The 26,527-nt window shown below is 68.2% G+C and carries 20 protein-coding genes; 2 read left to right on the forward strand and 18 right to left on the reverse strand.

Annotation, left to right across the window (positions count from 1 at the left end):
* Positions 1-50: 50 nt before the first annotated feature.
* The 5 genes from ppc to cysM form a co-directional block, all read right to left on the reverse strand.
* Entirely contained in the window at positions 51-2,699 is a 2,649-nt protein-coding gene (ppc, locus tag ACQ1W9_RS12160) for a phosphoenolpyruvate carboxylase (protein WP_431023616.1), read from the reverse strand.
* Entirely contained in the window at positions 2,696-3,553 is an 858-nt protein-coding gene (gene mazG / locus ACQ1W9_RS12165) for a nucleoside triphosphate pyrophosphohydrolase (RefSeq protein ID WP_431023617.1), read from the reverse strand. The genes ppc and mazG overlap by 4 nt, the downstream gene beginning before the upstream one ends.
* Positions 3,550-5,805 (reverse strand): GTP diphosphokinase, encoded by a 2,256-nt coding sequence (gene relA, locus ACQ1W9_RS12170; RefSeq protein ID WP_431023618.1) that lies wholly within the window; start codon positions 5,803-5,805, stop codon positions 3,550-3,552. The genes mazG and relA overlap by 4 nt, the downstream gene beginning before the upstream one ends.
* A 69-nt stretch (positions 5,806-5,874) precedes the next feature.
* Positions 5,875-7,266 (reverse strand): 23S rRNA (uracil(1939)-C(5))-methyltransferase RlmD, encoded by a 1,392-nt coding sequence (gene rlmD, locus ACQ1W9_RS12175; RefSeq protein ID WP_431023619.1) that lies wholly within the window; start codon positions 7,264-7,266, stop codon positions 5,875-5,877.
* Position 7,267: 1 nt separating this feature from the next.
* Entirely contained in the window at positions 7,268-8,158 is an 891-nt protein-coding gene (cysM, locus tag ACQ1W9_RS12180; protein WP_431023620.1) for a cysteine synthase CysM, read from the reverse strand.
* Positions 8,159-8,275: 117 nt separating this feature from the next.
* Here cysM and ACQ1W9_RS12185 point away from each other — a divergent pair, with 117 nt between their 5' ends.
* Entirely contained in the window at positions 8,276-10,984 is a 2,709-nt protein-coding gene (locus ACQ1W9_RS12185) for an ATP-binding protein (RefSeq protein ID WP_431023621.1), read from the forward strand.
* A gap of 33 nt (positions 10,985-11,017) precedes the next feature.
* On the opposite strand, the gene pdxJ is transcribed toward ACQ1W9_RS12185, so the two are convergent.
* The 11 genes from pdxJ to rpoE all read right to left on the reverse strand — a co-directional run bounded on the left by pdxJ (position 11,018) and on the right by rpoE (position 21,644).
* Positions 11,018-11,800: a pyridoxine 5'-phosphate synthase gene (pdxJ, locus tag ACQ1W9_RS12190; RefSeq protein ID WP_346063119.1), complete on the reverse strand. Its 783-nt coding sequence runs from the start codon at positions 11,798-11,800 to the stop codon at positions 11,018-11,020.
* Between the two features lie 69 nt (positions 11,801-11,869).
* Positions 11,870-12,583 (reverse strand): DNA repair protein RecO, encoded by a 714-nt coding sequence (gene recO / locus ACQ1W9_RS12195; RefSeq protein WP_346063120.1) that lies wholly within the window; start codon positions 12,581-12,583, stop codon positions 11,870-11,872.
* Between the two features lie 237 nt (positions 12,584-12,820).
* Entirely contained in the window at positions 12,821-13,720 is a 900-nt protein-coding gene (gene era, locus ACQ1W9_RS12200; protein WP_346063121.1) for a GTPase Era, read from the reverse strand.
* Positions 13,717-14,406 (reverse strand): ribonuclease III, encoded by a 690-nt coding sequence (rnc, locus tag ACQ1W9_RS12205; RefSeq protein WP_431023622.1) that lies wholly within the window; start codon positions 14,404-14,406, stop codon positions 13,717-13,719. The genes era and rnc overlap by 4 nt, the downstream gene beginning before the upstream one ends.
* A gap of 72 nt (positions 14,407-14,478) precedes the next feature.
* Positions 14,479-15,282 carry a signal peptidase I gene (gene lepB, locus ACQ1W9_RS12210; protein ID WP_431023623.1) on the reverse strand — a complete coding sequence of 268 codons (804 nt, stop codon included), beginning with the start codon at positions 15,280-15,282 and terminating at the stop codon, positions 14,479-14,481.
* Between the two features lie 27 nt (positions 15,283-15,309).
* On the reverse strand, positions 15,310-17,127 hold the full coding sequence (gene lepA, locus ACQ1W9_RS12215) for a translation elongation factor 4 (protein ID WP_346063124.1): 1,818 nt from the start codon (positions 17,125-17,127) through the stop codon (positions 15,310-15,312).
* A gap of 166 nt (positions 17,128-17,293) precedes the next feature.
* A complete protein-coding gene (locus ACQ1W9_RS12220; protein ID WP_431023624.1) occupies positions 17,294-18,709 on the reverse strand; it encodes a DegQ family serine endoprotease in 1,416 nt (471 codons plus the stop codon).
* 57 nt (positions 18,710-18,766) lie between these two features.
* Positions 18,767-19,216, reverse strand: a complete 450-nt coding sequence (locus tag ACQ1W9_RS12225; RefSeq protein ID WP_431023625.1) for a SoxR reducing system RseC family protein — start codon at positions 19,214-19,216, stop codon at positions 18,767-18,769.
* A 1-nt stretch (position 19,217) separates the two neighbouring features.
* Positions 19,218-20,186: a MucB/RseB C-terminal domain-containing protein gene (locus ACQ1W9_RS12230; protein WP_346063127.1), complete on the reverse strand. Its 969-nt coding sequence runs from the start codon at positions 20,184-20,186 to the stop codon at positions 19,218-19,220.
* The gene (locus ACQ1W9_RS12235; RefSeq protein ID WP_431023626.1) at positions 20,186-20,857 is read right to left on the reverse strand and encodes a sigma-E factor negative regulatory protein; all 672 of its coding nucleotides are present in this window, start codon (positions 20,855-20,857) and stop codon (positions 20,186-20,188) included. Before ACQ1W9_RS12235 ends, ACQ1W9_RS12230 begins: the two co-directional genes overlap by 1 nt.
* A gap of 181 nt (positions 20,858-21,038) precedes the next feature.
* Positions 21,039-21,644, reverse strand: coding sequence for an RNA polymerase sigma factor RpoE (gene rpoE / locus ACQ1W9_RS12240; RefSeq protein WP_431023627.1), 606 nt, complete (start codon positions 21,642-21,644; stop codon positions 21,039-21,041).
* 306 nt (positions 21,645-21,950) lie between these two features.
* Here rpoE and ACQ1W9_RS12245 point away from each other — a divergent pair, with 306 nt between their 5' ends.
* Positions 21,951-23,027: a 3-deoxy-7-phosphoheptulonate synthase gene (locus ACQ1W9_RS12245; protein ID WP_431023628.1), complete on the forward strand. Its 1,077-nt coding sequence runs from the start codon at positions 21,951-21,953 to the stop codon at positions 23,025-23,027.
* A 74-nt stretch (positions 23,028-23,101) separates the two neighbouring features.
* Here the strand turns inward: ACQ1W9_RS12245 and dinG are convergent, their stop codons facing one another.
* Together dinG and ACQ1W9_RS12255 are read right to left on the reverse strand one after the other, a co-directional pair.
* Positions 23,102-25,234, reverse strand: a complete 2,133-nt coding sequence (gene dinG / locus ACQ1W9_RS12250) for an ATP-dependent DNA helicase DinG (protein WP_431023629.1) — start codon at positions 25,232-25,234, stop codon at positions 23,102-23,104.
* Between the two features lie 4 nt (positions 25,235-25,238).
* Positions 25,239-26,525: a DEAD/DEAH box helicase gene (locus ACQ1W9_RS12255; protein WP_431023630.1), complete on the reverse strand. Its 1,287-nt coding sequence runs from the start codon at positions 26,523-26,525 to the stop codon at positions 25,239-25,241.
* Positions 26,526-26,527: the final 2 nt, after the last annotated feature.

Genomic DNA, 26,527 nt, shown 5'->3' on the forward strand with positions numbered 1-26,527 from the left:
TAGAGAGCCACCATCAGGCATTTCTTCGCCAGGCTAGCGAAGACCACGGCCTAGCCGGTATTACGCAGCCCGGCGGAGATACCGGCCATGGTCACCATCAGCGCCCGGGAGAGTTCGGGGCTGATGGCGCCGTCGGCATCCCGGTTACGCTGCAAGAGCTCCGCCTGGAGGCTATGCAGGGGGTCGATATAGGGGTTGCGCACCTCGATGGCCTGACGAATCAGCGGCGTGTCCTCGAGCAGTTCCCGCTGATCGAGGATCTCCAGTAGTCCCTGATGCAAGCGGACGAAGCGCTCCCGCAGGGCGGCCCCCAGTTCGAGCAGCGCCGGCTCGTCCACCAGGCGGTGCTCGTAGTAGGCGGCGATCTCCACGTCGGCCTTGGCCAGCAGCATCTCCAGCATGTCCAGGTAGGTGCCGAAGAAGGGCCAGTGGGCGCGCATCTCGCGCAGTCGCTCCAGGCCGCTCTCCTCCGCCAGTCGGGTGGCGAAGGCCTCGCCACTGCCCAGCCAGGCGGGCAGCATCAAACGGGTCTGGGTCCAGGCGAAGATCCAAGGGATCGCCCGCAGGGTCTCCACGCCGCCGTCCTGGCGCCGCTTGGTGGGCCGCGAACCCAGCGGCAGGCGGCCCAGGGAGCCCTCCGGGGTCACCGCCCGGAAGTAGGGCACGAAGTCGGGGTTCTCCCGCACCACCCCCACATAGCCGCGGTGGGCGATGCCCGCCAGGCGATCCATCTCCTCGCGCCATTCGGGCTTGGGCGCCGGGGGCGGTAGCAGCGAGGCCTCCAGCACGGCGCAGGCGTAAATCTCCATGGAGCGCAGGGCGATATCCGGCTGGCCGAACTTGAAGCGGATCATCTCGCCCTGCTCGGTGACCCTCAGGCTGCCGTTCACCGAGCCCGGCGGCTGGGAGAGGATGGCGGCATGGGCCGGGCCGCCGCCGCGACCCACGGTGCCGCCGCGGCCGTGGAAGAGGGTCAGGTCGACGCCGTGACGCTCGCAGACCGCCACCAGGGTCTCCTGGGCCCGGTACTGGGCCCAGGCGGCGGCCAGCTGGCCGGCGTCCTTGGCGGAGTCGGAGTAGCCGATCATCACCTCCTGGCTGTCGCCGGCCAGGGCCCGATAGCCGGGCAACGCCAGCAGTTGGTCGATCACCTCGCCGGCGCGGTCCAGGTCCGCCAGGGTCTCGAACAGCGGGGCGATGGGCAGGCGCACGTCGCCGCCCACCTCCTTCATCAGCAGCGCCACCGCCAGCACGTCGGAGGGCTGGCCGGCCATGGAGATGATATAGGTGCCCAGCGCCTCACGCTGCTCCCGGGCGATGACCCGGAAGGTATCGAGCACCTCATGGGTCTCGGTGGAGCACTCCCAGCGGCGCGGGATCAGCGGCCGGTTGGAGGCGAGCTCCTCGAGCAGGAAGGTCTGGCGCCGGGCCTCGTCCCACTCCCGGTAGTTGCCGAGCCCCAGGTAGTCGCTGAGCTCTTCGAAGACCTGGGCGTGGCGGGCGGCGTCCTGACGAATGTCCAGCTTGGTCAGGGTGACGCCGAACACCGCCACCCGGCGCAGGGTGTCGAGCAGCACGCCATTGGCGATGGTGTCGAGGCCCACGTCGCACAGGGAGCGGTAGCAGGTGAGCAGGGGCGCATAGAGCTGATCGCGGTTCTCGATGATCGGGCCGCCCTCGTAGGGGCGCCCATCCAGGCACGCCTTGGCCCAGTCGCGGGTCGCCTCGACCCGGGTGGCCAGGCGCTTGAGCAGGGCCCGATAGGGCTCGGCCACGTTGCCCACCTCGGCCTTGAGGGCGCTGTTGGCCTTCCACATGGAGAGCTCCGCCTTGAGCTGCTCCAGGTCGCGCAGGTAGAGGTCCGCCGCCATCCAGCGTCCCAGCAGCAGCACCTCCCGGGTCACCTTGGCGGTGACATTGGGGTTGCCGTCCCGGTCGCCGCCCATCCAGGAGGCGAAGCGCAGGGGCGCGGCGTCCAGGGGCAGGCGCTCGCCGGCCGCCTCCAGCAGCAGGTTGTCCAGGTCGCGGTGGAAGTCAGGCACCGCCTGCCACAGGGAGTTCTCGATCACCGCGAAGCCCCACTTGGCCTCGTCCACCGGCGAGGGGCGCTCGTGGCGGATCTCGTCGGTGTGCCAGGCCTGGCTGATCAGCTCCTCCAGGCGCCCCTGGGCGCGGCTGGCCCGCTCCGGGTAGTCGCCGGAGGCCTCGATGGTGGTCAGGCAGTCGTCGATGGCGTCGTACTTCTGGATCAGGGTGCGACGGATGACCTCGGTGGGGTGGGCGGTCAGCACCAGTTCCACGCGCATGCCGGCGAGGGTCTCCACCAGGGTCTGGGCGGAGTAGCCGGACTCCCGGGCCCGGGCCAGCAGCTCGCCGAGCACCGGCTGGCTGCCGGGCTTGTAGTCCTCCACCCGGCGGAAGCGCGCCCGGTAGTGCTGCTCGGCGATATTGGCCAGGTTGAGGAATTGGTTGAAGGCCCGGGTCACCGGCAGCAGGTCGCGGTCCGGCAGCCGGCGCAGGTACTCGATCAGCTCGCGGCGGCCCTGGGCATCCCCGGAGCGGCCGCGCTTGGCGAAGGCGCGGATCGCCTCGATGCGGTCGACGAAGGCCTCACCCAGGTCATCGGCGATGGTGCGCCCCAGGCTATCGCCCAGGATACGCACGTTATCGCGCAGGGATTCATGCAGGTCATGACTCATTTGGCTCCCTCCTCGGAATGCGCGGTGGCCGGCTCCTGACGCTTGGCGGCCTGCCAATGATCTTCCATCTCCTCCAGGCTCGCCTCGGCGAGACCGCGGCCCTCGCCGGCCAGGGCCGCTTCCACGCGGCGGAAGCGGCGCTCGAACTTGGCGTTGGTGCCGCGCAGGCACTGCTCGGGATCGGCCTTGAGCCTGCGCGCCAGGTTGGTCACCGCGAACAGCAGGTCGCCCACCTCCTCGGCGGCGTGGCGGCGATCCCCGGCGGCCAGGGCCTCCTCCACCTCATCGAGCTCCTCGCGGATCTTGGCGATCACGCCGCCCTCGTCGGGCCAGTCGAAGCCGACCCGGGCGGCGCGCTTGGCCAGCTTGGCGGCCCGGGACAGGGCCGGCAGCGCCCTGGGTACGTCGTCGAGCACCGAATGGGCGTCCCGCTCGGCGCGCTCCTCGGCCTTGAGGCTCTCCCAGCGGGCGTGAACCTGGCGGGTCTCGATCGCCTCGGCGCTCACCCCGGGAGGCCGCCGCGACGCCAGGGTGCCCTCGGGGAAGACATGGGGGTGGCGACGCAACATCTTGGCGGTCAGGGCGTGGACCACGTCATGGAAATCGAAGCGCCCCTCCTCGGCCCCGAACTGGGCGTAGTAGACCACCTGGAAGAGCAGGTCGCCGAGTTCGCCGGGCAGTTCCTCATAGGCGCGCCGTTCGATGGCGTCGGCCACCTCGTAGGCCTCCTCCAGGGTGTGGGGCACGATGCTGTCCCAGTCCTGCTTGAGGTCCCAGGGGCAGCCCTGGTCGGCGTCGCGGAGCACCGCCATCAGGGTCAGCAGGTCATCGAGGCCGTAGCGGGGCTCGCTCATGCCTTGCCTCCCTTGCCGGTACGCAACCGCTTGACGTCGATCACATTGGGCAACTGCTGGATCCGCGAGAAGAGCCGCCCCAGGGTCTCCAGGCTATCCACCTCCAGGGTGATGGCCAGCCGGGCGATGCCGTCCTCGCTGTCGGTGCGGGTGTTCACCGAGAGCACATTGACCTTCTCGTTGCCCAGCAGGCCGGTGACGTCGCGCAGCAACCCGGAGCGATCCCAGGCCTCGATGACGATATCCACCGGGTACTGGGTGCCGGGGCGCTCCCCCCACTCCACCTCGATGATGCGCTGGGGCTCGTCGAGGCGCAGCTGGAGGATATTGGGGCACTCCTGGCGGTGGATGGTGACCCCGCGCCCCTGGGTGATAAAGCCGACGATCGCCTCCCCGGGCACCGGATGGCAGCAGTTGGCCATGCTGGTCTTGAGGTTGCCCACGCCGAGCACGGTGATATCGCTCTTGCCGCCCTTGGGCGCCCCCTTGCGGGGCTTGGCCAGCAGCCGGTCGAGCTGCTCCTGGTCATCGGACTCGCCGAACAGCTGCTGGGCCTGGTGCAGCACCTGGCCGATACGCAGGTCGCCGGCGCCGAGCGCCGCGTACATGTCGTCGGGGCCCTGGTAGTTGACCTTGCGGGCCAGGGTCTCCAGGTCCATGCCCTCCAGGTCCAGGCGCTTCATCTCGCGCTCGAAGAGGGCCTTGCCCTCTTCCAGGTTCTGGCCCCGGGCCTGCTGCTTGAACCAGGCCTGGATCTTGGCCCGGGCCCGGGAGGTGCGCACATAGCCGAGGCCGGGGTTGAGCCAGTCGCGGCTGGGGCCGCCCTTGCTGGCGGTGAGGATCTCCACCTGCTGTCCGGTCTTGAGCTTGTAGGTGAGCGGCACGATACGGCCGTTGACCTTGGCGCCCCGGCAGCGGTGGCCCACCTCGGTATGCACCCGGTAGGCGAAGTCGATGGGGGTGGCGATGCGCGGCAGGTCGATGACATGGCCGTCGGGGGTGAAGACGTAGATGCGGTCCGGGGCCACGTCGCTGTTGAGGCCCTCGCGCAGGTCGCCGAACTCGCCGACTTCCTCCTGCCACTCCAGCACCTGGCGCAGCCAGGCGATCTTCTCCTCGTAGCTGGAGCTCTTGGCCTTGGTGTCGTGGCCCTTGTAGCGCCAGTGGGCGCAGACGCCGAGCTCCGCCTCCTCGTGCATGGCGAAGGTGCGGATCTGGATCTCCAGCACCTTGTTCTCCGGCCCCAGCACGGCGGTGTGCAGGGACTGGTAGCCGTTCCTCTTGGGGTTGGCGATATAGTCGTCGAACTCGTGGGGCACATGGTGCCAACGGGAGTGGACGAGCCCCAGGGCCGTGTAGCAGTCGGCCACCTCCGGCACCAGGATGCGCACCGCGCGGACGTCGTAGACCTGGGAGAACTCGATGCGCTTGCGCTTCATCTTGCGCCAGATGGAGTAGATATGCTTGGCGCGACCATCCACCTCGTAGCGGGTGATGCCCTGGGCCTCCAGCAGTTCCTCGAGGGTACCCACCACATCGCTGATATAACGGTCCCGGTCGAGGCGCTTCTCCGCCAGCAGCTTGGCGATGGCCTTGTAGTCCTCCTCGTGGAGGTAGCGGAAGGAGAGGTCCTCCAGCTCCCACTTGAGGTGGCCGATGCCCAGGCGATGGGCCAGGGGGGCATAGATATCGAAGACTTCCCGGGCCACCAGCAGGCGCTTGTCGCGGGGGGCATCCTTGACCTGGCGCAGGGCACAGGTGCGCTCGGCGATCTTGATCAGGGCGACGCGCACGTCGTCGATCATGGTCACCAGCATCTTGCGCAGGTTGTCCTGCTGGTCGTGCTGCTGCATGCCGTGGCTGGGGGCCTGCTGGCTGATGGCGGCCATCTGCAGCACGCCGTCGATCAGCCGGGCCACCTCGTCGCCGAACTGCTTGGCGACCTGCTCCAGGCTAAGCAGCCCCTCGCGCACCGTGCGGTAGAGCACCGCCGCCTCGAGCGCGGCCTGGTCGAGCTTGAGCTCGCCGAGGATATCGGCCATCTCCAGGCCCATGCGGAAGCTGGTGTCCTGGGGCAGCCAGGTCTTGTGGGCACGCTGGCTATCGGCGGCCAGGCGCTGGGCCAGTTCACAGGCCCGACGCAACTCCGCCGGGTCACTCAGGGTCACGTCGTCCTGCAGGCGCACCAGCCACTGGTCGATATCGACCCGGCCCTCGCCGTTCAGCGGCTGGTCTTCACGAACCTTCACCATCTCCTGGCGCTCCTTGATTCCACCCCGGGCCGCCGGCCGACGGCCCGCTGATTGTTCTCTGTCCGTTCCTCAGTTCGCCCCGCGGCGAAACAGCAGCACCGACTCCAGGTGCGCGGTCTGGGCGAACATATCGGCCACGGCGCCACGCACCGGGCGCAGCCCCCCCGCCGCCAGGATGGCGGCATCCCGGGCCAGGGTCGCCGGGTCACAGGAGACATAGAGTACCCGCTCCACCGCCCCCTGCTTGGCCAGGACGCGACATACCGCCTCGGCGCCCTCCCGGGGCGGGTCGAGCAGCACGCCCGTCGCCGGCACCTCGTCGAGCAGTTGCGCCACCGCCTCGGGGTCGTTGAGGTTCGCCTGGCGCGCCGCGAGGGGAAGGTCATTGGCCCGGGCGTTGTCGGCCAGGCGCTCGACCATCGCCGGGCTGCCCTCCACCCCGGTGACCCGGGCCCCGGCGAAAGCCAGGGGCAGGCTGAAATTGCCGACCCCGGCGAACAGGTCCAGCAGGGCCTCCCCCCGGGCCGGCGCCAGCCACGCCAGGGCCGTCTCCACCAGGGCACGATTGACCTCACCATTGACCTGGACGAAGTCCCCCGGGGCGAAGCTTACCCGCAGCTCGCCCAGGGCGTAGTGCAGGCTCGGCGCCTCGCCGAGCCAGCGCAGCTCCGGGGTCTCGCGACCCACCAGCCAGGCCAGGTGCACGCCCTGGCGCTCGGCGAAGGCTCGCCAGCGCTCGGCGTCGCGGGGGTTGTCGCGCAGTTGGCGTACCACCAGGGCCGCCCCGGCATCGCCGTCGATCAGCTCCAGGTGCCCCACCTGGCGAGGCGCCTCCAGGGTCTCGAGCTGCTCGCGCAGGGCCGGGATCAGCCGGCTGAGGGGCGGCGTCAGCACCGGGCAGGCGGCGATATCCACCAGGTGGTGGCTGCGCCGGCCACGAAAGCCCAGATGCAGTTGCCCCTCGGCGTCGAGCCGCACGCCGAGGCGCGCCCGGCGCCGATAGCCGAGTCCCTCGCCGGCCAGCAGCTCCGGCGACGCCTCCAGGGTCACGCCCTGACGGCCCAGCTGCTCGGCGAGCACCGCCTGCTTGTGGCGGCGCTGGGCGTCCAGGGCCAGGTGCTGCAGATCGCAGCCACCGCAACTGCCGTAATGCTCGCAGGGCGGGTCGACCCGCTCCGGCGAGGCCACGATCACCTCACGCAGGTGGGCCTCATCGAAGCGCTTGCGCTGGCGATGCACCGCCAGGCGCACCCGCTCGCCGGGCAGGGCGCCCTCGACGAAGCAAGCCTTGCCGTCGGCATCGTGGGTCAGCCCCCGGCCATCATGGGCCAGGCGCTCGATGACCACCCCGGCCTCGTCGCTAGTGGCCTCGGCCACCAGAGTCGCCGGCGCGGTTCGACCACTCAGGCCCGACACACCGGAGCGGCGCCGCGGCGGGCGGCGTTTTCCAAGCATCGCCATCTCAGGCTCCGAACAGGCCGGTGGAGAGGTAGCGATCGCCGCGGTCGCAGACGATAAAGACGATCACCGCATTCTCCACTTGCTCGGCGATGCGCAGGGCCCCGGCCAGGGCACCGCCGGAGGAGACCCCGGCCATGATGCCCTCCTCACGGGCCAGGCGCCGCATATGGATCTCGGCCTCCTCCTGGCCGATATCCAGCACCCGGTCGACGCGGCTGGCGTCGAAGATGCGCGGCAGGTATTCCTTGGGCCAGCGGCGGATACCGGCAATGCTGGCGCCATCCTCCGGCTGCAGGCCGACGATCTGCACCTCGGGGCTGCGCTCCTTGAGGTAACGGGAGACCCCCATGATGGTGCCGGTGGTGCCCATGGAACTGACGAAATGGGTGATCCGCCCCTCGGTCTGGCGCCATAGTTCGGGGCCGGTGCCCCGGTAATGGGCCAGCGGATTGTCGGGGTTGGCAAATTGATCGAGTCCCTTGCCCTCGCCCCGGGCGATCATCGACTCGGCCAGGTCGCGGGCCGCCTCCATGCCCCCCTCCTTGGTCACGCTGATCAGCTCGGCGCCATAGGCGGCCATGGCCTGCTTGCGCTCCTCGGAGGCGCTCTCGGGCATGATCAACACCATGCGGTAGCCCTTGATGGCGGCGGCCATGGCCAGGGCGATACCGGTATTGCCGGAGGTGGCCTCCACCAGGGTGTCGCCGGGGCGAATCTCGCCGCGGGCCTCGGCCTGCTGGATCATCGACAGGGCCGGACGGTCCTTGACGGAGCCCGCCGGGTTGTTGCCCTCCAGCTTGGCCAGCAGGGTGTTGTTGCGGCCGGCGGAGATGCGCTGCAGGCGCACCAGGGGCGTGTCGCCGACCACGTCCTCGAGGGTGGGAAACTGCATCTAACTTTCCTTATGGAAACGTTTTTTCCATTATATCCATGGGACCGGCCGGGTGACAGTGATGATCCCCGGCTGTGTCATACTGTCCGCCAACCCCTGGCGCCATGGGAAGCCCCGATGTCCTTGCGTACCCGCCTGATGCTGCTCGTTTTCCTGGTGCCGCTGATCCTGATCGGCGGCATCGCCACGACTAGCCTCTACTACATCGACCAGCAGCAGCAGGCCGCCCTCAAGACGCGGCTGGAGCGTGCCGTGGCCCTGTTGACGCCCTCCCTGGTCGAGGCCATCGAGGCGGGGGATCAGGTGCGCCTGGCCGAGCTTGCCCAACGCCTGCTGGACGAGTCGCCGGTGCAGGCGCTGAGCCTGCGTGATGCCCAGGGCGATGCCACCCTGCATCTGGGCAAGGGACAGGATCCACGAAGGCCCGACGGTGCCGGGGCCTCCGCCTGGCAGGGGTGGCGCCTGCAGACTCCCCTCCCCGGCCTGGCCACGCCCCTGTGGGTCGACCTGGAGGTGACCCCGACCGGCCAGCGCCTGACCTTCTACCGCCACCTGACCCTGGTCGGCCTGGGCTGCCTGGTGCTGGGACTGGCGCTCTTCCTGCTGGCCTACGGCCTGGGGCGTCAGTGGGTACAGCCCCTGGAATCGCTGCGCCGCGCCCTGGAGCGTCTCAATGGCGGCGACTACCGGCCGCGCCTGGACACCCGGGGGCCGGTGGAAACCGCCGAGCTGGCCCAGGGCCTCAATGCCCTGGCCGACTACCTGAGTCATGCCCAGGAAGACATGCAGCAGCATATCGAACAGACCACCCTGGACCTGCAGGAGTCCATGGAAACCATCGAGATCAAGAATATCGAGCTCGACATGGCCCACCGCCGCGCCCTGGAGGCGAGCCGTATCAAGTCGGAGTTCCTGGCCAACATGAGCCACGAGATCCGCACGCCCCTCAACGGCATCATCGGCTTCTGCCAGCTATTGGCCCGCTCGAACCTGGACGACCGCCAGCAGGAGTGGCTCAGCCATGTACACAAGGCCTCCAACAGCCTGCTGTCGCTGATCAACGATATCCTCGACTTCTCCAAGATCGAGGCGGGCAAGCTGGAGCTGGAAAGCGTCGACCTGGATATCCTGGTGATCGTCGACGAGGTGCTGGGGCTGCAGGCCCCCATGGCCCAGCAGAAGCAGCTGCACCTGCTGGGGCTGGTCTATGACGACGTGCCGGCCCAGTTGCAGGGCGACCCGCTGCGCATCAAGCAGGTGCTCACCAACCTGGTCCACAACGCCATCAAGTTCACCGAGAAGGGCGAGATCCTGGTACGGGTGATGCTGGAAGAGACCGAGGGCGCCGAGGTGATCCTGCGGGTGCAGATCAGCGATACCGGCATCGGCATGGACGAGGAGAGCCAGCGACGCCTCTTCCAGGCCTTCCAGCAGGCCCGGGAGAGCGATACCCGCCACTATGGCGGCACCGGCTTGGGGCTGATGATCTGCCGCCAGCTGGTGGAACAGATGGGCGGCGAGATCGGCGTGGAGAGCGCCCCGGGGCGGGGCTCGACCTTCACCCTCAGCCTGCCGCTGCGGGCCAAGTCGCTGGAGGAGCGCCCCCAGGAGCTGGACCTGAGCGGCCTGCGGGTGTCCCTCTTCGAGCCCCATGCGGCGACTCGCCATGCCCTGGCACACCTGCTGAGGAGCTGGGGGGCCGAGCTGCAGGTGCTCGAAGAGGGACACCCCTGCGACTCCCCCCTGGCGGCACCGGACCTGCTGCTGGTGGGCCTGCCGCCTCTGCCCATGGCCAGGGCGGAGATGCTCAGTTGGCGCAGCTGCCTGGCGGGGGTGAACTGCCCCAGTATCGTGATGGCCAACGTACCGCCCTTCGATATTCCCGACCTGCCCCTGCCCCATGGCGGCGAGGTGATCAGCAAGCCCTTGTCACGGCGCAGCCTGGCGACGGTGGTCCAGCGCCAGCTGGATGCACCCACGCCGGCGCCGGCGCCCGCGGCTCCCGTCTCGACCACCCCCCGACGGGTGCTGGTGGTGGACGACACCGACTCCAATCGCCTGCTGGTGCGCGAGATGCTCGATGGCCTGGGCCTGGAAGTGGTCGAGGCGGCCAGTGGCGAGGAGGCCCTGGCCCGGGGGCGCTCCGAGCCCTTCGACCTGGTCTTGATGGATATCCGTATGCCGGGCATGGACGGCGTGGAGGCGATGAAGGCGTTGCGCGAGCTGGGCGGCGGCTGGCGAGGCTGCCCGATTATCGCGGTGACCGCCCATGCCCTGGAGGAGGAACGCCGGCGGCTGCTCAAGGCCGGCATGCATGACGTGCTGATCAAGCCGATCCAGGCGGAGGCCCTGGTCGGCCTGCTGGGACAGCATCTCAGCATGCCCCTGAGCCTACCCGCCGCCCCCTCGCCGCGCCCGGCTCCGCGTCGCCCCCCGCCCACCCGGGACGAGGAGCTGCCGGCGGTGGACCTGGCCCTGGGCACCAAGCTGGCCGGGGGACGCGAGGACCTGGCACGCCAGACCCTGGAGATGCTGCTGGCCAGCCTCGACGACACCGAGGATCAACTGCACCAGGCCTGGGAGGCCGGGGACGAGACCGCCTTCCTGGACGCCGTGCATGCCCTCAACGGCGCCTGCCGCTACTGCGGCGTGCCCCAGTTGGCCCTGCTCGCCGAGACCCTGGAGACCCGCTTGCGGGTCGCCGGCCTGGCCGACACCGCCTCACTGGTCGATGCCCTCTATGCCGCCATGGCGCGGCTACGGGCCTGGGAGCAAGGAGCGGAAGCGCCCCGGGATGGCGAGGCCACTTCCACCAGCCTGAAATAGGTCGCCCGGGGGCGGACTCGCCCCGGGATCGACTCAGTGGTCGTGATCGTGGTCGTGGGCCTCCAGGGCCGCCACGAAGCCCGCCTCCTGGCCGGCGATGATCAGCCGCTTCATCTCCGCCACCGCCTCCTTGAGCCCCACGAAGAGGGCGCGGGCGATGATGGCATGGCCGATATTGAGCTCATGCAGGCCGGGAATGGCGGCGATGGCCTCCACGTTGTGGTAGTGCAGGCCATGGCCGGCATTGACGATCAGCCCCAGCTCCCCGGCCAGCTCGGCGGCGGCGGCGATCCGCGCATGCTCCCGGCGAGCCGCCTCGCCACTGGCCTCGGCGTAGGCCCCGGTATGCAGCTCGATCACCGGCGCGCCGGCCTTGACGGCGGCCTCGATCTGGGTCGGCTCCGGGTCGATAAACAGCGACACCTCACAGCCCACGGCGGCCAGGCGCGCGCAGGCCGCGGCGATCGCCTCGAAGCCTCCCACCACGTCCAGGCCACCCTCGGTGGTCAGCTCCTCACGCTTCTCCGGCACCAGGCAGACATGGGCCGGCCGGACTTCCTCGGCCAGGGCCAGCATCTCCTCGGTGACCGCCATTTCCAGGTTCATGCGGGTATTGAGTACCTCGGCCAGCAGGCGCACGTCGCGCTCCTGGATATGCCGGCGATCCTCGCGCAGGTGCACGGTGATGCCGTCGGCACCGGCCTCCTCGGCCAGCAGGGCCGCCTGGACCGGATCCGGATAGCGGGTGCCACGGGCCTGACGCAGGGTGGCGATATGATCGATATTGACGCCGAGCAGAATACGCGGGGGATGCATAGCGAGCTCCAGGGAAAGGGAAATCAAGGCATAAGGGTAAAGGCAGACGCCGAAAGCGGGAAGCCCGGGTCAAGCACCCGGCGACGCCGCGGCACGTCGGGAGGCGGCGAGGCGCTGCATCAGTTCCCGGGAGCGCAACGGGCGGCTGCCCAGCAATGGCGCCAGGGCCGCCCGGGCCAGCCCCTTGGCGGGGCCCGCCAGCCCCGGCTCGCTCCAGTCGCCCTGGGCCAGCAGGCGCAGGGTGCGCCCATCCAGGCCGCCCTCGGCCAACCGCACGAAGTGCCGCGCCTCGGCCCGATAACCATAACGGCCCTGGGGGTCCAGCTCGGCGCCCCGCTCGTCCACATAAATCGGGGCCGCGTCCAGGGCCTCCAGCAGGGCCAGCTCCAGGCGTCGCAGCGCCGGGCCACGCCGCTGCGGGTAGGGCAGCGCCTCCAGCAGGGCGCCATAGAAGGCAAACACCTCGGCCACCGGCAGCTCCACCGGCAGGGTGCGGGTCAGCAGTTCATTGGCATAGAAGCCGCACAGCAGCGCCTCGCCGGCCAGCAGGGCCGCCGCGCCGCGGCTCTCCATCAGCCCCAGGCGCTTGAGCTCGGCGTGGCCGCTCCAGGTCAGGTGCAGGGGCGTAAAGGGCTGCAATCGTCCACGGCTGCGGCTGCCGGGGCGCTGTACGCCCCGCGCCACGGCGCGTACCCGACCATGATCCAGGGTGATCAGCTCCACCAGGGCGCTGGTCTCCCGGTAGGGGCGCTTATGCAGCAGAAAGGCGGGTTGTGGCTGCATGGACTGCCATCCAATTCAGGGCGAACTCCTGCAAGCAACAAGGAGCCTTGTTGCCGGAATCGCTGAGGGGCGCTGGGGGCAGGCCGGAGCGAAGCGTCTTTTTCAGGGACGAAAAAGTCGAGCGCCCAGGGAAGGGTTCACAGCGTCTTCGCGGAGTTGCCTGCCCCCAGGAAAGCCCCGGGCCATGGAGTCTGCCACCCGAGTCGGTGCCGGGGTCTGACCCCGAAGTCGGCGACATCAGTCCAGATCGTAGCCCAGGCTCTTGAGCGCCCGGCTATCGTCGGACCAGCCGCGCTTCACCTTGACCCAGAGGTTGAGCATGATCTTGGCGCCGAAGGCCCGCTCCATCTCCAGGCGCGCCTCGCGACCGATCTGCTTGATGCGCTCGCCCTTGTCGCCGATCAGGATCTTCTTCTGGCCGGGGCGCTCCACCAGGATCAGGGCGCTGATATGGATCACCTTGCCGGTGTCGCGGAACTCCTCGATCTCCACCGTCATCTGGTAGGGCAGCTCGTCGCCGAGCTGACGCATGATCTTCTCGCGTACCAGCTCGGCGGCCAGGAAGCGCTGGCTCTTGTCGGTGATCTGGTCTTCCGGATAGAAGTGGATGCTCTCCGGCAGATGCTTAGCCACCTCCGCCTCCAGCTCCGGCACATTGGTGCCATGCTTGGCAGAAATCGGCAGGATGGCGGCGAAGTCGCGCTTGGCGCCCACCTTGGCCAGCCAGGGCAGCAGGCTGGCCTTGTCCTCCAGCCAGTCCACCTTGTTGACCGCCAGGATCACCGGCGCCTTGACCTGGGCCAGCTTGTCCAGCACCACCTGGTCCTCGTCGCTCCAGCGGGTGCGGTCGATGATAAAGACCACGCAGTCCACGTCGCGCAGGGCCTGGGTGGCGGCCTGGTTCATGAAACGATTGATCGCCTTGTTGCGATCCTTCGCCATGATATGCATCCCCGGCGTGTCCACATAGATGAACTGCGCCTCCCCCTCGGTCTTGATGCCCATCACCTGATGACGGGTGGTCTGGGGACGCCGGGAGGTGATCGACACCTTCTGGCCGAGGATGCGGTTCATCAGCGTCGACTTGCCCACATTGGGGCGACCAATGATGGCCACGAATCCACAGGTCTGGGTCATGACCGGGCTCCCTTGGGTTCGAGTTGCGCCAGGGCCTGTTCGGCGGCCTGCTGCTCGGCATAGCGACGGCTGGAGCCGACGCCGACGGTGGGAACATCCAGCATCTCTACCTGGCATTCGATGGTAAAGGTCTGGGCATGAGCCTCGCCCTCCACCGACAGCACCTCGTAGCGGGGCAGCGGCGACTGGCGGGACTGCAGGAACTCCTGCAGGCGGGTCTTGGGGTCCTTCTGGGTATCCTGCAGGTCGATGGCCTCCAGGCGGGTACCATACCAGGCCAGTACCCGGGCCTTGGCCACGTCCATGCCGGCATCCAGGTAGATGGCGCCGATCACCGCCTCCACGGCATCGGCGAGGATGGAGTCGCGACGATGGCCGCCGCTTTTCATCTCGCCGGAGCCGAGCCGCAGACACTGGCCCAGCTCGAACTCCCGGGCCAGCTCGGCCAGGGTCTGGCCCTTGACCAGCCGGGCCCGCAACCGCGACAGCTGTCCCTCGCGGGCCTCGGGAAAGCGCCGGAAGAGCGCCTCGGCGATCACGAAGTTGACGATGGAGTCGCCGAGAAACTCGAGCCGCTCGTTGTTCTTGCCGCCATAACTACGATGGGTCATGGCCAGTTCCAGCAACGAGGCGTCGCCGAACGAGTGGCCGATGCGACGGCTGAAATCCTTCAGGGGGTTGCTCACGAAACTCCTGCTCTGTTGCTTATCGGATGCCCCGCGGCCAGGCCGCGAGCCATCGGGGGCTCTCCCCCCTGATTACTGAATCCGCCGCACGCTGGTAAAGCTGGGCAGGCCGCCGTCCCAGTGCATCCATACCGCGAAGGCACGGCCGACGATGTTCTCTTCCGGCACGAAGCCCCAATAGCGGCTGTCGTTGGAGTGATCCCGGTTGTCGCCGACGGTGAAATAGTGCCCCTCGGGCACCACCACTTCGCGTACCTGAGGACCGGGATCCTGAGGATTATTGTAGATAAGGTGGCCTCGCTCGCCTAAGCGCTCTTCGAGGAGCAGCTCCCGGGGCGCCGCGGCGGGCCCCTCCTCCAGCAGCGCCTTGGGCACCGCCTCGCCGTTGATATAGAGCTGCTTGCCCTCGTAGCGCACGCGATCGCCGGGCAGCCCCACCACCCGCTTGATGAAGTTCACCGTGGGCTCACTGGGGAAACGGAACACCATCACATCGCCCCTCTGCGGCTCGCCCAGCTCGACGACACGGGTATGGGTCACCGGCAGGCGCAGGCCATAGGCGTACTTGTTGACCAGGATAAAGTCGCCCACTTCCAGGGTCGGGCGCATGGAGCCGGAGGGGATCTGGAAGGGCTCCACCAGGAAACTGCGCACCACCAACACCACCAGCAACACCGGGAAGAAGGAGCGCGCATAGTCGACGGGCCAGGGCTCCTTGAGCAGCCGTTCGCGGGCCTCGCCCTCCACGGGCTCCTGGGCCTCGGCCTCCACCGCGGCGAGCCGCGCCAGGCGGCCACGCCGCCACCACAGCCGGTCGGCCAGCCAGATCAGGCCGGTGACGGCCACGGCCACCACCAGCAACAGCGAAAAGTCCATGGGGTTAAGCGTTCCTAGGTTATCAAATCAGTCATTGACCTTGAGTACCGCGAGGAAGGCGTCTTGGGGAATCTCCACCCGGCCCACCTGCTTCATGCGCTTCTTGCCTGCCTTCTGCTTCTCGAGCAACTTCTTCTTGCGGCTCACGTCGCCGCCGTAACACTTGGCGGTGACGTTCTTGCGCAGCGCCTTGACGGTGGAGCGAGCCACCACCTGACCGCCGATGGCGGCCTGGATCGCCACGTCGAACATCTGACGCGGGATCAACTCCTTCATCTTTTCGACCAGGATGCGCCCCCGGCCGTGGGCATGGTCGCGGTGGATGATCACCGCCAGGGCATCCACCCGGTCGCCGTTGATCAGCACGTCCAGGCGCACCAGCTTGGCGGCCTCGAAGCGCTCGAAGCCGTAGTCCAGGGAGGCATAGCCCTTGGAGATCGACTTCAGGCGATCGAAGAAGTCCATCACCACCTCGGACATGGGCAGCTCATAGATCAGCTGGATCTGGCTGCCAAGGAACTGCATGTCCTTCTGGGTACCGCGACGATTCTCGCACTCGGCGATCACGTTGCCGACGAACTCCTGGGGCACCAGGATGCTGGCCCGCACGACGGGCTCGCGCATCTCCTCCACGTCGGCCATGTCCGGCAACTTGGAGGGGTTGGAGACGTAGCGCACCTCGCCATTCTTCATGACCAGCTCATAGACCACGGTGGGCGCGGTGGTGAGCAGGTCGAGATCATACTCGCGCTCGAGGCGTTCCTGGATGATCTCCATATGCAGGGTGCCGAGGAAACCGACCCGGAAACCGAAGCCCAGGGCATCGGAGTTCTCCGGCTCGTACTCGAGCGAGGCATCGTTGAGGGCCAGCTTCTCCAGGGCGTCGCGGAAGTCCTCGTAATCGTCGGCACTGATCGGGAACATGCCCGCATAGACCTGGGGCTTGACCTTCTGGAAGCCGGGCAGGCGCTCCACGTCCGGGGTCTTGGCGTGGGTGATGGTATCCCCCACCGGGGCGCCCTGGATATCCTTGATGCCGGCGACGATAAAGCCCACCTCGCCGGCACGCAGCACGCCGGTTTCGCGGCGCAGCGGCGTAAAGATGCCCACCTCGTTGGCCTGCCAGTCGCGGCCGGTGGACTTGATACGGATCTTCTCGCCCTTCTTGAGGGTGCCGTCGAAAATCCGCACCAGCGAGACCACCCCCAGGTAGTTGTCGAACCAGGAATCGATGATCAGCGCCTGCAGCTGGCCATCGGGGTTGCCCCTGGGCGGCGGAATATCGCGCACCAGGCGCTCCAGCAACGCCTCCATGCCCAGGCCGCTCTTGGCGGAGACCTGGCAGGCGTCGGTGGCATCGATGCCGATGATCTCCTCGATCTCCTGGGAGACCTTGTCCGGGTCGGCCTGGGGCAGGTCCATCTTGTTGAGTACCGGCAGCACCTCGAGGCCCTGCTCCACGGCGGTGTAGCAGTTGGCCACCGACTGGGCCTCGACGCCCTGGGCGGCGTCCACCACCAGCAGGGCCCCCTCGCAGGCATACAGCGAGCGCGACACCTCGTAGGAGAAGTCCACGTGGCCCGGGGTATCGATGAAGTTGAGCTGGTAGGTGTTGCCGTCCTCGGCCTGGTAGTCGAGGGTCACCGACTGGGCCTTGATGGTGATGCCCCGCTCCCGCTCGATATCCATGGAGTCGAGGACCTGCTCCTTGAGCTCCCGATCACTCAGGCCGCCGCACAGCTGGATGATCCGATCCGACAGGGTGGACTTGCCATGATCGATATGCGCGATAATGGAGAAGTTACGTATATGACTGAGTTCTTTACGTTTTTCGGTATTCGACATTCGCTGAAATCCGCTTCATGTACGCGCCCCCGTACGGAAAAGAAGAACCGCCTGCGCAGGACGTCGAGTGAGATGCGCGCATTGTACCGGCATGGCCGCGGCTTGGACAGCGAGGCCAGAGACGCATCGGGGCCCCGCGGGGCCCCGATGACGACTCGGCGACGGATCAACGACGCTCGAGGCGTAGCGCCACATAGAGGGAGCGACCGTCGCGATAGAGGCGTACCGGCACGGCGTGGCCGCCCTCCTGCTCGTCGACGGCGGCGACCAGATCGGCGGCGGAGGCGATGGGGTGATGATCCACCGAGACGATGATATCCCCGCCGCGAATGCCCGCCTCATAGGCCGAGCCATCGGGATCGACCTGGCGCACCCGCACCCCGGCCTCGATGCCCAGGCGATCCCGCTCGGCGGCGCTGACCTCCCCCACCACCAGCCCCAGCCGGCCGGCACCCTCGTTCTTGCTGGCGGCGCTGGCGGCTTCGGCATCCGGCCAGGCGCCCACGGTCACCGTCAGCTCCTCCTCGGCGCCGTCACGCATCACCGTCAGCGCCACCTCGTTGCCCGGGCTGACCCGCCCGATCAGCCGCGGCAGGTGGCTGGAGCGCTCCACCTCCTCGCCATCCACGGCGATGATGACGTCCCCGGCCTGGACGCCGTCACGGTGCGCCGGCCCCTCGGGGTCGAGATCGGCGATCAGGGCGCCGCGGGCCGAGTCGAGGCCGAAGGACTCGGCCAGGTCCCGGGAGACCGGCTGGATCACCACCCCCAACCAGCCGCGGCTGACGCGACCATCGGCACGCAACTGGTCGGCGATCCCCATGGCCACGTTGATGGGGATGGCGAAGGAGAGCCCCATGAAGCCGCCGCTGCGGGTGAAGATCTGCGAGTTGATGCCCACCACCTCGCCATCCAGGTTGAACAAGGGGCCACCGGAGTTGCCGGGGTTGATGGCCACATCGGTCTGGATAAAGGGCACATAGGCATCCCGCGGCAGGGTGCGGTTGATGGCGCTGACGATGCCGGCGGTCACCGAATGATCGAAGCCGAAGGGCGAGCCGATGGCGGCCACCCACTCGCCCACCTGCAGGGCATCGGAGTCACCCAAGGCCAGGGTCGGCAACCCATCGGCCTCCACCTTGAGCAGCGCCACATCGGTCTGGGTGTCGGCGCCGATCACTTCGGCGGCCAGCTCGCGGCGATCATTGAGGCGCACCAGGATCTCGTCGGCGCCATCCACCACATGGGCATTGGTGAGGATGTAGCCGTCGGCATCGATGATGAAACCGGAGCCCAGGGAGTGGCGCTCCTGACCCCGTTCACCGCCGGGCCCGCCCGGGGGCATGGGAAACTGGTCGCCGAAGAAGCGTCGGAAGATCTCCGGCAACTCCTCTCCGGGGCCATAGAACTGCTGCTGCCGGGAGGGCACTACCCGAGTGGTGGAGATATTCACCACCCCGGGGGCGGCCTGCTCCACCAGCGTTCGGAAGTCGGGCAGCTCCTGAGCCTGTGCCGAGGACCAGGCCAGCAGGCTTACCAGCATCAATAGCCAGGCTGAGAAAAAATGGCGAATGGGTTGCATGTAAGGCTCCTGCGATTTGACGAGACAAGGGATCAAGAGACCAACAAACGACGAGGACTAGCGGCCCGGCGGCTCATGGAGTCGCGGGCGGTAGCGGGCGCCATGATAGCGGGCCACCAGGCGGGTGAGGCCGGCCCCCAGGGCCAGGCCAGTCAGCAGGGCAAGGATCACCGCGGGGCTATCGGCGCCGAAGCGCGCCTCCCCCCAGGCGCCCAGCCCCAGGGCACCGATCAGTGGCATGCCATAGAGGCCGAGGGTGCCCTGCACCAGGCCCCGTGCCGGCAGCGCCACCGCTACCCGCTCGCCGGGGTGCAGCGGGCGGTGGCTGTCGATGGCCAGGCGCCGGGGCCTCGCCCCCCGCCAGCGAGCCCAGAGGCCGGTACCACAGCCCTGGCTAGCGGCACAGCCCTGACAGCCTGCCAAGGGGGTAAACTCGACCCAGGCGCCCCCCTCGAAAGGGGTGATCACCTGCCCCTCGGCGATCAGTAGCCGAGACGCGGCGTCCATTTCACGGCTCCTCGCTTTGCCACTGCAGGCGTTCCACCACCTGCAACAGCACCCGGGGCGGCACCTCGCCCAGGGCCACCACCTGCATGGGGCGCCCGCCCAGCTCCCGGTGATGTACCGCCGCATAGGAAATCCCCAGGCGGTGCAAGCCCGGTGCCAGGGAAGGATGCTCCTCGGTGAGAGGCTCGACGAAGAGGCTCAGGCTGGAGAGGCCGTCGCTATAGACCCGGTGGCCCACCCGTTCGCCATGCAGGCTACTGGTGGTGACCACCGGCTGGGCCACATAGCCCGGCGGCAGCCAGCCGGGGCGCCAGGTCTCGGGGGGCGGTTCACGCAGGGTGTCGAGGCGCACCCGGCCCTCATAGAGGCGCGGCCGCTCCAGCTCGGTGAGCTGGAAGGTCTCCAGGACCCGCCCCTCCACATCGAGCAGCTCCTGCTTGAGGGGCAAGCCGGTGTCGCGATCGAGCCATAGCCGTTGGCCGTAGCGCATGGCGTCCAGGGGCTCGACATCCAGGCGCTGCGCCTCGCGCCCGGCCACTCGCTCGTCGCCGGCCAGGCGCAGGCGATAGTAGTCATCCAGATGAGCCATGATGGCATCCGGCGAGGCAGGGACCTCGCTGCCCGCCTCGGCCCATCCACCCCGGCCGACGCGCCCCAGGCGCTCATAGGTCTGGGGTGGACCATCCAGGTAATGAGCCACTTCCCGTTGCAGGCCATCCTCGACCTGATGGATCAACGTCAGGGCGCGCACCCCCTCGCCGCTGATGCGCACCGCCCGTGCCTCGAAGAGATAGCAGTGATTGGCCCACAGGCTGCGCTCGAACCACGCCGCCGGCGTCTCCGGGGGCGGCGGATCGCCCAGCGCACGACAGTCGAAACCGCTCGACTCGGCCTGAGCCAGGCCGCCCCATCCCAGGGAGAGGCCAAGCAGCGAGCCCAGCCAGTGCCGCTTCCGTGGCCATGCCCGCATCAGCGCTGCCCTTGCCACTCGTTGCCGGAGGCACGCAGCAGGGGCATCCAGGCATCGCCGCTGCGATAGGCACTGCCCTGGGCATGACGATCCAGATAGGATTGCAGGATCAGCGCCTGCTGCTGGTCGTTACGCTGGGACTGCCGCGAATTGGGGGCCAGCCAGGGGGACTCGGCGCCCACCGTCATCAGCGGCGAGCCGGCGGCCCGGATGCCGCCCTGGCCCTGGCCCTGGAAGAGCGGCAGGTCGACCAGGGAGGGGCGTGCCGTCGAGGAGGCCGTGGGGCGCGCCTCGGTAGGCGCCTCGCTGGCGGCCATCTCGGGCCCCATCTCGCCCTGGTTATAGACCTGCACCCCGGTGATTACCGCCAGGGAGACCCCGGCGGCCACGGCGGCACGGCCGGCCCAGGAGAAGAGCCCGCGACGCGGCGTCTCGACCGCTCGACCAGGCGCCGGCTCGCCCTCCAGGCGGGCCAGAATACCGGCGGAGAGGTCGATGTCGGAGGTCACCTCACGCTCTCGTCGCATGGCGCTGCGGGCCAGATGATAACGTCGCCAGGTGTCGGCCGCTTCCGGCTCGGCCTCCAGCGACTTCAGGACACGGCGCAACTCCAGATCGTCACCCTCATCGTCCATCAAGGTGGACAATGACTCCCGCGTGTTCTGCTTCATTACCTCTACCCTCACACTCGACACGGCATAATGCCTATGAACGTCCCGGGCCCGGCGGCCCCCCCAGCGTTACCCTCGGGCGACCGGGTCACCCTGCGCGAATTTGTCGCAACCTTTGGCACTTCCTCTGACGCCAAGGACTGCCAACAGTTCAGCCGCCTGGCAAAAGTTTCGTCCTGGCTCACTCGGAGACCATGTCCTGGGTCCGCGAGGTGGTCACCAGGGGCTGAATATGGTGATCCACCGCCTCCCGGGCGCGGAAGATCCGCGAACGCACCGTACCCACCGGGCAGTCCATCACATTGGCGATATCCTCGTAGGAGAGCCCATCGAATTCGCGCAGGGTGATGGCGGTACGCAGGTCCTCGGGGAGCTGCTCGATGGCCTCGAAGACCGCCGCCTCCAGTTGATCGCGAGCCATGGAAGCCTCCGGTGATTCGATATCGGCGAGCCGGCCGCTATGATCGAGGACCTCGGCATCGACGATATCCAGGTCGCTGCCCGGCGGACGACGTCCCCGGGAGACCAGGTGATTCTTGGCGGTATTGATGGCGATGCGATACATCCAGGTGTAGAAGGCACTCTCGGCGCGGAACTTGCCCAACGCCCGGTAAGCCTTGATAAAGGCCTCCTGCGCCACGTCCTGGACCTCGGCCTGGTCGTGCACATAGCGGCCGATGAGCCCGAGAATCTTGTGCTGGTACTTCTTGACCAGCAGATCGAAGGCCCGGGTGTCGCCCTGCTGCGCCCGTTCGACGAGGCGCTGGTCGGTTTCGCGGGTGCCCATTCAATCCCTCCCCATCCGGGCGGCGCATGGCGCCAGGGGAGACGGCGCGGCCTGACTGGTGGGGAGAGTGACAAGGGGGGGCATCATAGACGTCGACCTTAACCTGGCGGGGTGATGGATTAGCGTAAGTGTTCCTGTTTATCGGCATTCCATCAAGCGGCATGCGCACGACTCACGAGAGCCTGTGACTGCGCCGATGACGGCGAGTTCCATGGTACGATTGATTTCCGCCCAGACGGCGAGCGATAGTAGAAGCCTACTCGGACACCCCCTTATATTACCGCGCGATTCATCACAGGTAGCCGCATGTCACAACAGCAGGTCAACAATCTCAATGTTCTCGCCCAGGACGTCCTGATCACCCCCGAGGCCCTCAAGCAGGAGATTCCCCTGACCGAGGAGGCCGAACGCAGCGTGATCGAGGGACGCCAGGCCATCCAGCGCATCCTCGACGGCCAGGATCCGCGCCTGCTGGTGGTGGTGGGGCCCTGCTCCATCCATGACGTGGACGCGGCCCTGGACTATGCTCGCCGCCTGCGCCGCCTGGCCGACGAGGTCAAGGAGAGCCTGCTGATCGTGATGCGCGTCTACTTCGAGAAGCCGCGCACCACCGTGGGCTGGAAGGGGCTGATCAACGACCCGCATATGAACGACTCCTTCGAGATCGAGGAGGGGCTGCATATCGCCCGTCGCCTGCTGGTGGAGCTCTCCGAGATGGGCCTGCCCCTGGCCACCGAGGCGCTGGACCCGATCTCTCCCCAGTACCTGCAGGACTGCATCAGCTGGTCCGCCATCGGCGCCCGTACCACCGAGTCCCAGACCCATCGGGAGATGGCCTCGGGCCTCTCCGGCCCGGTGGGCTTCAAGAACGGCACCGACGGCAGCCTGGACGTGGCCATCAATGCCCTGCAGTCGGTGGCCCACCCGCACAACTTCCTGGGCATCGACCAGGGTGGCCAGGTAGCGATCATTCGCACCCGCGGCAACGCCTACGGCCATGTGGTGCTGCGCGGCGGCAACGGCAAGCCCAACTACGACAGCGTCAGCGTGGCCCTGGCCGAGCAGGAGCTGAAGAAGGCCAGCCTCAAGGCCAATATCATGGTCGATTGCTCCCATGCCAACTCCAACAAGGACCCGGCCCTGCAGCCGCTGGTGCTGGAGAACGTCACCAACCAGATCCTCGAAGGCAACCACTCCATCATGGGCCTGATGATCGAGTCCAATATCGGCTGGGGCAACCAGAAGGTGCCGGCGGATCGTAGCCAGCTGCAGTACGGCGTCTCCATCACCGACGCCTGCATCGACTGGGATGCCACCGAGGAGGCCCTGCACCGCATGGACGACAAGCTCAAGGCGGTGCTGCCGACCCGTCACCGCGGCTAAGCCTCGCTTGCCGTCAACGACAGGGCCCGCCAACCGGCGGGCCCTGTCGTGTGTGGCGATAAAAGCCTAACCGCCTATCCCTGGCGCACCCCGTCGATCTCGCGCACGAAGGGCGGCAGGGCATCGAGCAGGGCGCGCCCATAGCGACGGGTCAGCACCCGGCGATCGAGCAGGCTGATGCGCCCCTGGTCGGCCTCCTTGCGGATCAGTCGCCCGCAGGCCTGGACCAGCTTGATGGAGGCGTCCGGCACGCTGATGCGCATAAAGGCGTTGCCGCCGCGGCTCTCGATCCACTCCGCCAGGGTCGCCCCCACCGGATCGTCGGGCACCGCGAAGGGCAGCCGGGTGATCACCACATGGGTCAGGTAGGCGCCGGGCAGGTCGATGCCCTCGGCGAAACTGGCCAGGCCGAAGATGATGCTGCCCTGCCCCTGATCCACCCGTGCCCGGTGGCGCTCGATCAGCTCGCGCTTGGGCAGGCGGTCCTGGGCCAGCACCCGCTCGGCGAGGGGCTTGGGCAGGGCCTTCTCCACGGCGCGCAGCTGGGCCCGGGAGGAAAACAGCATCAGCACCGCCTCGTCGGCACCGAGGCCGCCGATAAAGTCGAGGATGGCCGCCTCGTGAGCCTCGCGGTTGCCCGGATCCACCGCCTCCCGGGGCACGCTGAGCACCGCCCGGGAATAATCGAAGGGACTGGGCAGGCGCTGGTAGCGGTAACGGTTGGCCAGGCCGGCGCGCTCCTGGAGGCGCTCGAAGCGCCCCAGTGCCGTCAAGGTGGCCGAGGTGACCACGGCGCCATAGCAGCTGCCCCAGAGGTGGCGGGCCAGGGTCGACGCCGCCGACACCGGGCTCGCCGAGATCGCCAGTTCCGGTTCGCCCTGGAAGCGCTCGAAGGTCAGCCAACGAGCCCGGGGCGGCTCGGCGGGATCGTCCTGCTCGGCGAAGGCCAGCCACAGGGCGTGGGCCTCCAGGGCACGGCCATGCAGCAGGGCCACCAGCGGCAGCCAGGCCTCCGCCTGCTCCCGGGGCAGGCCGGTGGACTTCTCCGGGTCGAGGCTCTCGCGGAGGATATCCGCCATGCTCTCCAGGGTGCGGCTCATCTCGGCGAATACCGGTACCAGGGCGGCGGCCTGGTCGCGCAGCGCCTGGGGCGCCTCGCCCATGGGGAAGCGGTGATGCTGGGCGCTCTCGCCGACCCCCTCGGGCAGCTCGGCGAGCTGATGGGCCAGGCCGAACACCTCGCCGAGGCGCGGCTCCAGGGCCGCCAGGGCCTCCGGCAGGGTCGCCAGCAGGCGTGCCAGGGTGGGCTGCACGGCGAGCGCCGCATTGAGCTCGGTGAGCGACTTCTTGAGGGTGCCCAGCCAGCGCAGGGCGCCGTTGACGGCGAAGCGGTGGGTAAAGTGCTCGATCGCCTTGTCCGGCAGGTGGTGCCCCTCATCGAAGATATAGATGCACTCGCCGGGGGCCGGCAGCACCACCCCACCGCCCAGGGCCAGGTCCGCCAGCACCAGGTCATGGTTGGCGACGATGACGTCGGCGCCCTCCAGGCGACGCCGGGCGCGGAAGAAGGCACAGGCGGAGAAATGGCCGCAGCGGCGATTGGTGCACTGGCGATGATCGATGGTCAAACGTCGCCAATGGGCATCCTCAATGGCCTCGGGCCAGGCGTCGCGATCGCCCTCCCAGCGCCCGCCGCCATAGGCCTCGCCCATCGCCTTGGCCAGGGCCTGGAAATCGTCGCCGCTGTCGAGGGCCTGCTCGAAGAGCGCCAGGGTGGGGTTCTCCTCGCCGCCCTCCAGGGCCTGATCGAGGCGCGCCACGCAGAGGTAGCGACCGCGCCCCTTGGCCAGGGCGAAGTCGAAATCGAGGCCGCTATGGGTCTTGAGCAACGGCAGGTCCTGGTGCAGGACCTGCTCCTGGAGGGCCACGGTGGCGGTGGCCACCACCAGGCGCTTGCCGCGGGCCTTGGCCACCGGCAGTGCCGCCAGCAGATAGGCCAGGGTCTTGCCGGTGCCGGTGCCCGCCTCCAGCACGCAGATGTGCTCGTCGCTGAGCCGCTTGCCGGCCTCGTCGGCCTGGATGCCGGCCAGGGTACGGGCGATCTCGGCGATCATCAGCCGCTGGCCATAGCGGGGCGTCAGCTCGAGCCCCTCCAGCAGGCGCCGGTAGGCGGTCTGAATCTCGCCCTTCAGGGCCTCGTCGAGCATGGCCTCAGAGCAGGCCTTCCGGCGGATGCTCGCAGGGCAGCTTGGCGTCAATATAGCGCTCGATCTCCGGCAGCGAGAAGGCGTCTTCTTCGCCCACGAAACTGATCGACACGCCCTTGGCGCCGGCCCGGCCGGTACGGCCGATGCGGTGCACGTAATCCTCCGGATCCTCCGGCAGGGTGTAGTTGATCACATGGCTGACGTCATCGATATGCAGGCCGCGGCCCGCCACATCGGTGGCCACCAGCACCCGCACCTCGCCCTCGCGGAAGCGCTCCAGGGTCGTGATGCGCTGGTTCTGGGGCACGTCGCCGGAGAGCATGGCCACGTTGATGTCGGCCTGGCGCAGCAGCTCGTCGAGCTTGCGCACCAGGTCACGGCGGTTGCCGAAGACGATGACCCGCTCGAAGCTCTCCTGCTGCAGCAGCTTGACCAACAGGCGCTGCTTGTCGGCATCGCTGAGCATATAGACCCGCTGATCGATATCCGCCTGGTTATCGACGGTGACGGCGATCTCGACCTGGGCCGGCTCATGGGTCCACTGGCTGGCCAGGTTGAGGATGTCCTCGGTGAAGGTGGCCGAGAACAGGAAGGTCTGGCGCTCCTCCTTCTTGGGGGTGTGGCGGATGATGCGCTTGACGTCGGGGATAAAGCCCATGGAGAGCATGCGATCCGCCTCGTCCAGCACCAGCACCTCGACCTGGGTCAGGTCGACGTCGCGCTTCTCGTGGAAGTCGAGCAAGCGCCCCGGGGTGGCCACCAGGATATCGAGCGTCTTGCCCAGGTTGTCGCGCTGCTTCTGATAGTCCATGCCGCCGACGACACTGGCCACATTGAGCTGGGTGAAGCGGGCCAGGGCCTTGGCATCCTTCTCGATCTGCAGCGCCAGCTCGCGGGTCGGTGCGACGATCAGCGCCCGGGGCGCGCCGGGCTTCTGACCGTCGGGGGCCTCCTCTTCCAGGAAGTAGGCGAGGATCGAGATCAGGAAGGCGGCGGTCTTGCCGGTGCCGGTCTGGGCCTTGCCGACCACGTCGCCACCGAGCAGGGTCTTGGCCAGGGCCTCGGCCTGAATCGGGGTGCAGTATTCGAAGCCCAGGGCATGGATGGCCCGCATCAGGGGCAGCGGCAGGTCGAAGTCGTGGAAGCGCCACTTGCCCGCCACCGCCGGCACCTGGAACTGGCGCAGGTCCCAACTGGACCCGGACTTGCGCGGCTTGCGGCGCCGACGCTTGGGTTTGCGGTTCTGGGCCGGCTGCGGGGCCGCTGCTGTGGGGGTTTCCGACTCGCTCATAG

It is taken from the genome of Halomonas sp. H5 (assembly GCF_050613175.1).
Taxonomy (GTDB): Bacteria; Pseudomonadota; Gammaproteobacteria; order Pseudomonadales; family Halomonadaceae; genus Bisbaumannia; species Bisbaumannia salifodinae.